This window comes from Candidatus Magnetaquicoccus inordinatus (genome assembly GCF_004217665.1).
Lineage (GTDB): Bacteria > Pseudomonadota > Magnetococcia > Magnetococcales > Magnetaquicoccaceae > Magnetaquicoccus > Magnetaquicoccus inordinatus.
Window position 1 is genome coordinate 1 of sequence record NZ_RXIU01000450.1, and the last position, 1,369, is coordinate 1,369.

The 1,369-nt window shown below is 51.4% G+C and carries 3 protein-coding genes; 1 reads left to right on the forward strand and 2 read right to left on the reverse strand.

Annotated elements, in window-relative coordinates; genetic code table 11:
* On the forward strand, positions 1 to 564 hold a 564-nt coding region (locus EJP87_RS16435), incomplete at its 5' end, for a substrate-binding domain-containing protein (RefSeq protein ID WP_193771481.1).
* A 264-nt stretch (positions 565 to 828) separates the two neighbouring features.
* On the opposite strand, the gene EJP87_RS16440 is transcribed toward EJP87_RS16435, so the two are convergent.
* Positions 829 to 1,029 carry a hypothetical protein gene (locus EJP87_RS16440; protein ID WP_130472923.1) on the reverse strand — a complete coding sequence of 67 codons (201 nt, stop codon included), beginning with the start codon at positions 1,027 to 1,029 and terminating at the stop codon, positions 829 to 831.
* A 90-nt stretch (positions 1,030 to 1,119) separates the two neighbouring features.
* On the reverse strand, positions 1,120 to 1,369 hold a 250-nt coding region (locus EJP87_RS16445), incomplete at its 5' end, for an HAD hydrolase-like protein (RefSeq protein ID WP_153188695.1).

Here is a 1,369-nt window from a genome sequence, read left to right on the forward strand (position 1 = left end):
ATCGCCATTTATGTGCATAAAAGCAATCCAATCGATTGGGTATCCACAAAATTTTTGGCTGAGATCTATGGTCAAAAAGGCTTTATGGATAATTGGAACAAATTTGGTTTGAGTGTGCCGGGATGTGTCAACAACAAGGTGCAATTGATCGGACGGCAAGTCAATTCTGGCACCTATGTGTTTTTTCAAGAGAGCATCCTGGGCAGAGATCAGGATTTCAAACAAGAAGAGGACAGCATAGATGTGGGCAATGCCGAGGAGGTGATCGAAGTGGTGGCCAAATCGCCGTGTGCCATTGGTTACAGCAGCTTGGCTCACGACAATCCCAATGTAAAAAAGTTAAACATCTCCCGAGGGACTGGCTCCTCTGTGGTTGCGGCCACAGTGGAGAATGTGATCAATCAGAGCTATCCGCTTGCCCGTCCGTTATACATCTATAGCAACGGCGAGCCCACTGGTCCGTTGCAAGAGTATCTGGAGTGGATCAAGAGTGATGAAGGGCAATGTGTTGCCGTACAAAGCGGATATGCAGCGATTCGCCCGGTCAATTGCCCAAAACCATAACCGCTTTTCTTCGGGATCCAGGAGAGTCGCCTTTCACATTTCCGCACCGTTGCCACAAGCAAAACAGGCAGGTTAGGTATCCACCCTGCCTTGTTTAAGCGTGGCCCGGCCCCTTCTGGGCACAAATTACTGCCCATTCGCTTCTGGTAAAACGTTGCCTGATGTAAAACCCTGCCCGTGCAACCTGCCGCCAGGGGGAGAGATTCTCCTCCTGGCACTGCATAAGAACTGTTTTTGCGTAACTGGCAAAAGAGCCACAGTGCCTCAATGGTGCTGAGCTGCCGCCTTGGCATAGCGCCAATCAGACATCGCCCGCAGGCGGGCGGTACGGGCAGCAAGATAGATGGCTTTGTTGGCAGCAGTATTGGCCGCCAACCAGTTTTGCCAGGCAATCTGCTCGACCTTTTTTGCTATACGAACAATCTCCGCTGTCCATAAAGCGCTATCCGCTGTGATGATTTTCATCCTGCTGCTCCCTTCTCTTTCCTGATCAACCCTTGCATGCAGGAATAGACGGCAGAGGACAACTGCTTTGTCGCACAAAAAACAGAACCGCTATAAAGAAGGGATCTCCCCTCCTCGACCAAGTGGCTCGTTCTGCTCCAATGCAGCCAGGCATTGCCATAGTTGTTGTTTCAGACTCCCACCCTGATACAGATAGCCTTTGATGCCAGCCCTTTGCGCCGCCTGCAGGTCAGTATGCCGATCACCCAGCAACAATGAACGCTCCCGATCAATCTCCCATTCGGCAATTGCCTGCTCCAACATTCCCGGCTGCGGTTTACGGCACAAACACTCCTGGCGA

Excerpts from the sequence above, each read along its gene's own strand:
- EJP87_RS16440 (WP_130472923.1), bottom strand. The coding sequence starts at position 1,029 with ATGAAAATCATCACAGCGGATAGCGCTTTATGGACAGCGGAGATTGTT.